Below are 4,762 nucleotides of genomic sequence, written 5' to 3'. Positions count from 1 at the left end.
CGTCCCTCGATCTCGAGACGACCCATCGTCCTCCCCCGACAACCCCTGCCAGGAAATCGATCAGGCCAAGGCGACACCTCGTAAATCTGGGTGTCGCCTTACGGACTCAATGACGCGTCCTCCTACACCTGGCGCCGGGGGTGCGACACGAGATAGGTGCCCAGATCCTCCAGCACCGCCTCGGCCGGACGGTCGAGCGCCGTCGCGGCGCAGGAGATCAGCCGCAGCGTCAGCGCATCGTCGTAGCGCAGCATCGATTCGAAGCCGCCCTCCGGCGCTCCCGCCGCCCGCGCAATCTCCGCCCATGCCTGCGCGCCATAGGTGTCGCGCAGGAAGCATTGCAAGGCGCGATTGACCAGACCGTGCATCGGCAGATTCTCAAGACCCGTGGGCCTGCAGCTTCGCGCCTGCGGGTTAAGCAATGCTGAAGCCGGTCAGCCCGCGACCCCGGCGCCCAGCCGCCCCAGCACCCAGGCCGACACCTCTCGCAGGACCGTATCGCTGGCCGCGTTGAAGCCCCGCACCACGTCCAGTGTGGCCAGCGAGTCCACCGGTGCGGTGGTCTGGAAGGTGCGGCTGGCGATCACCGCGGCATCCTGTTCGCGCACCAGCTGCACCGACAGGCGCACGCGCACTCGGGTGCCGTCGGCGACCTGCTCGGCCTGGAAGTCGGTCAGCTCGCTGACCAGCGCGAAATCGGCGCCCGGTCCCAGCGGCCGACGCCCGACATAGCGAAACGCGTTGGCGTCCTGAAGCGTGCGCACCAGCATCCCCTGGACCATCACCGGCGCATCCCCGATCCAGCGCGCCCCCGGCAGGTACTGCGCCTGGACCGGGTTGGGGCGGATCAGGATGCGGTCGATGGCGATGGCCGGTCCCGCCTCGGGCACCTCGACCACCACGTCGCGCGCCAGGCTCCGGGCGGCGGCGGGCGCCTGCGCGGGGGCGCGCAGCTCATAGGCATCCAGCGCGGGGCTGCTGCCAAGAAGACCGCCGCATCCCGCCAGCGACAGGGCGGCCAGCAGCATGAACGGCAAGGCGGGACGGGGCAGGGTCATCGGCGGAACTCCGGCGGGGGGCTGCGGAACAGGACGCGCGAGGGATCACGTTCGAGCTGACGCACCAGCCGGTCGAAGCTGGTCACCAGCCCGCGGGCCTCGCGCGCCAGCTGGCTGAATTGCGGCAGGGCCGAGGCGGCGAACTCCGACACCGGGCCGCGTGCTTCGCGGGCCATCGCCTCCAGCTCGGCAAAGGCGCTGTCCGCGCTGGCGGAGGCCGCGCGCAGGTCGGCGGTGATCTGCGGAAAGTCCTCGGCCACGGTGGCGAAGGTCGCCTCCAGCTGCGTGATCATGCTGCGCAGGTCGGTGGTGATGGGGGTGATGTCCTCGTCCAGAACGCGGCTGGCGCCGTCAAAGGTCCGCTCGGCCGCATCCAGCGTGCGCGTGCCGGTCACGAGGGCCGCGTCGATGGCATCCAGCGTGGCGCGTGCGCGGGCAAAGGTCTCGCCGGCCTCGGTCACGGCGGTGCTGGCGGTGTCCGACAGCCCCTCGATCCGGCCCGCGGCGGCGGTCAGGTCGGCGCCGACCTGCTCGGTCACGCGCGCGGCGGTGCCGGTGGCGGCACGCACATCGGCGATGATGGTCGGAAGGTCGGTTTCCGCGATCCGGTTGACCGACACCAGGGCTGCGTTGGCGGTGTCGATCATGGTGCGCGCATCGGCCACGAGGGCCGCGCCGTCGCCGGTGGCGATGTCCTCGACGGCGGCCGCGGTGCGCTCGATGCTCGCCAATGTGCCGTCGACGCGCGCCAGGGCGGCATCGAGCGCCGCGATCGTCGCCTCGGCCTCGCTCAGCCGCGCGGTGGCGGCGGCGCCGGTCTCGGCATAGGTGGCCATCAGCGCGCGCGCCTCGGTGCCCAGGCTGTCGACCTCGCGGCGGACGGTGCCGGAGGTGCTGCGCAGGTCGTCGAACAGCCGCGGCGCCTCCAGGGTGATCAGGCCCGACACATCATCGGCGGTGGTGCGCGCGCTGGCGGCGGCGGCGCGCAGGTCGGCCAGCGCGCGCGGCACGTCGTCCTCGGCCAGGCGGGTGGCGGCGGCCACGAACTCCGCCCCATCGCCCGAGATCAGCGCATCGGCCGAGGCGGCGGTGCGCTCCACGGTCTCCAGCGTGGTGTCGAGCCGCTCGATCAAGCCGTCGGCGCGCGCCAGCGTGGTCTCGGCCTCGGTCAGGCGGGCGGTGGCGGCGCGTCCGGTCCGGGTGAACTCGGCGATCAGGTCCTGCGCCTCGATGCCCAGCGTATCGAGCTGCGTGCGCAGCGCGGCGGCGGTCTGGCGCACTTCGTCCACGGCCGCCGGGGCATCGTCGGCCATGAAGCTGTCGACGGAGGCCAGCGCCGACTGCGCGGCCCGGAGCACGGCGTCGCCCTCGTCCAGCGTGCGCCCCACGCGGCCGGCCAGATCGCCGACCTCCGAAAGCGCGCCGTCAAAGGTCTCCAGCGTGCCCGCGACGGTGCTGATGACCGGCTCGAGCTCGCGGGTGAAGGCGGCGATGTCGGTCGAGGCCTGGCCGATCGTCTCGGTCACGCTGGCAAAGGAATCAAGCGCCCCGCTCAGATCCTCCGAGGACCGCTCCAGGTTGCTCAGGATCATCTCCACCCGGCCGCGGTTCTCCTCGTTGAACATCTCCGACAGCTGGCGCATCACGGCCAGCGCCTCGGAGACGATCTCGGGGGCGTCCTCGGACAGGCTTTGCAGCACCGAGCGGCCGGGCTCGATCTCGGGGATGCCCTCGACGGTGTCGGACAGCAGCGGCGCGGAGGCATCGCCCGCCGAGATCCCCACGAAGCTGACCCCGGTCACGCCCTGGGATTCGATGGTCGCAACCGAGCCCACCCGCACCGGCGTGCCGGCGTCGACCTCCAGCCGGACCACAACCCGGTCATCGTCCGACGACAGCCGCACATCGACCACCGTGCCCACCGGAAGGCCCGCAAACCGCACCTCGGAGGCGCGCGCCAGCCCCGAGACGGACGGGAACCGCACGTCGTAATAGGTGAACTGCCGATCCAGCTCCACCCGCGCGAACCACAGGAAAAAGGCGATCAGGCCCACAAATCCCGCCAGCGCAAAGGCCCCGATCAGCACGTAATTGGCGCGCGTTTCCATCCGCTACCCTTCCTCGCCGGTCTGTCCGGCGGTGTCCTGTGCCGCCCGCGCGCGGGGGCCGTGGAAATACTCGTGCACCCAGGGGTGATCGACCTTCAGCATCTCGGCCATCGTTCCGGTCACCAGCACCCGCTTTTCCGCAAGCACCGCGATCCGGTCGCAGGTCGCATGCAGCGTATCAAGATCGTGGGTCACAAGAAACACCGTCAGCCCCAGCGTCCGGGACAGGCCCTTGATCAACTCGTCGAACGCGGTCGCTCCGATGGGGTCGAGGCCGGCCGTGGGTTCGTCCAGGAACACCACCTCCGGGTCCAGGGCGAGGGCGCGCGCAAGGCCCGCGCGTTTGCGCATGCCGCCCGACAGCTCGGACGGGTACTTGTCACCCGCCGCCCACGGCAGCCCCGACAGCGCGATCTTGAGGTCCGCCAGCGACCGGCGCACGTCGCGCGCCAGCCCCGGCACGCCGCGCATCGGTACCTCGACGTTCTCGCGCACGGTCAGGGCGGAAAACAGCGCGCCGTCCTGGAACATCACGCCCATCCGGCGGTCCAGCGTCCGGCGGTCGTCGTCGTTCAGCGCCAGCGCGTCCTGCCCGAAGATCTCGATCGAGCCGCCCTGCGGGCGGCGCAGCCCCGCGATGGTGCGCAACAGCACCGACTTGCCCGTGCCCGAGCCGCCGACCACGCCCAGAACCTCGCCGCGCAGGATATCGAGGTCGAGGTCGTCATGCACCACCGCCGGGCCGAAGGCGTTGCGCAGGCCGCGCAGCCGGATCACCGCATCCGCGCTCACAGCCCCACCTGCGCAAAGAAGACCGAGAACATCGCATCCGCCACGATCACCGCAAAGATCGCCGCCACCACCGCCGACGAGGTCATCCGCCCCAGCGACTCGGCGTTGGATTTCACCTGCATCCCGGCATGGCAGCCGATGATGCCGATGATCAGCGCGAACACCGGCGCCTTGACCAGCCCGACGATGGCGTGGTCGACGCTGACCCCCTCCACGAGCCGGACCATGAACATCGCGGGCGAGATCCCCAGCTCCACCCACGCCATCAGCGCCCCGCCGAACAGCCCTGCGACGTTGGCGATCAGCCCGAGAATCGGCAGCATGAGAATCAGCGCGAGGATGCGCGGAACGAACAATACCTGTGCCGGGTCGATGCCAAGGGTCGACATGGCGTCGATTTCCTCGCGCATCTTCATCGATCCGATGGCGGCGGTGAAGGCCGACGCCGTGCGCCCCGCCACGATGATCGCCGTCAGCAGGATGCCCAGCTCGCGCAGGATCGACACCGCGATCAGGTCGACGACAAAGATCTCGGCCCCGAACTGGCGCAGCGACACAGCGCCCTGGAACGCCAGCACGATGCCGATCAGGAACGCCATCAGCGCCACGATCGGCACCGCCGCCCATCCCACATCCTGACAATGGTGCACCAGCGAGGTCAGTCGGAAGTCGCGCGGGCGCAGGAACGCGCGCATCAGCCGCGCGAGAAACAGGCCGAGGAACCCGACCAGCTCCACGAAGTAGAGCGCGATCCCGGCCACCGCGCGGCCGATCCCCTCCAGCCGGTCGCTCAGGCTCCGGCGG

Annotated in this window: 5 protein-coding genes; all 5 read right to left on the bottom strand. The window is 70.7% G+C overall.

Annotated elements, in window-relative coordinates; genetic code table 11:
* Positions 1–122: 122 nt before the first annotated feature.
* Positions 123–368 (bottom strand): heme NO-binding domain-containing protein, encoded by a 246-nt coding sequence (locus tag CCR87_RS06135; protein WP_201156678.1) that lies wholly within the window; start codon positions 366–368, stop codon positions 123–125.
* A 66-nt stretch (positions 369–434) separates the two neighbouring features.
* Positions 435–1,058, bottom strand: a complete 624-nt coding sequence (locus CCR87_RS06130) for an ABC-type transport auxiliary lipoprotein family protein (RefSeq protein WP_201156677.1) — start codon at positions 1,056–1,058, stop codon at positions 435–437.
* On the bottom strand, positions 1,055–3,166 hold the full coding sequence (locus CCR87_RS06125; protein WP_201156676.1) for an MCE family protein: 2,112 nt from the start codon (positions 3,164–3,166) through the stop codon (positions 1,055–1,057). Before CCR87_RS06125 ends, CCR87_RS06130 begins: the two co-directional genes overlap by 4 nt.
* Before the next feature lie 3 nt (positions 3,167–3,169).
* The gene (locus tag CCR87_RS06120) at positions 3,170–3,958 is read right to left on the bottom strand and encodes an ATP-binding cassette domain-containing protein (RefSeq protein WP_201156675.1); all 789 of its coding nucleotides are present in this window, start codon (positions 3,956–3,958) and stop codon (positions 3,170–3,172) included.
* On the bottom strand, positions 3,955–4,762 hold an 808-nt coding region (locus CCR87_RS06115; protein ID WP_201156674.1), incomplete at its 5' end, for an MlaE family ABC transporter permease. The genes CCR87_RS06120 and CCR87_RS06115, both read right to left, overlap by 4 nt.

It is taken from the genome of Rhodobaculum claviforme, from assembly GCF_016653255.1.
Lineage (GTDB): Bacteria > Pseudomonadota > Alphaproteobacteria > Rhodobacterales > Rhodobacteraceae > Rhodobaculum > Rhodobaculum claviforme.
The sequence above is the reverse complement of the archived record's forward strand: the minus strand, read 5'-3'. Positions and strand labels throughout refer to the sequence as shown.

Coding starts and splice junctions, on each gene's coding strand:
- CCR87_RS06125 (WP_201156676.1), bottom strand. CDS start 3,166: ATGGAAACGCGCGCCAATTACGTGCTGATCGGGGCCTTTGCGCTGGCG.
- CCR87_RS06130 (WP_201156677.1), bottom strand. CDS start 1,058: ATGACCCTGCCCCGTCCCGCCTTGCCGTTCATGCTGCTGGCCGCCCTG.
- CCR87_RS06135 (WP_201156678.1), bottom strand. CDS start 368: ATGCACGGTCTGGTCAATCGCGCCTTGCAATGCTTCCTGCGCGACACC.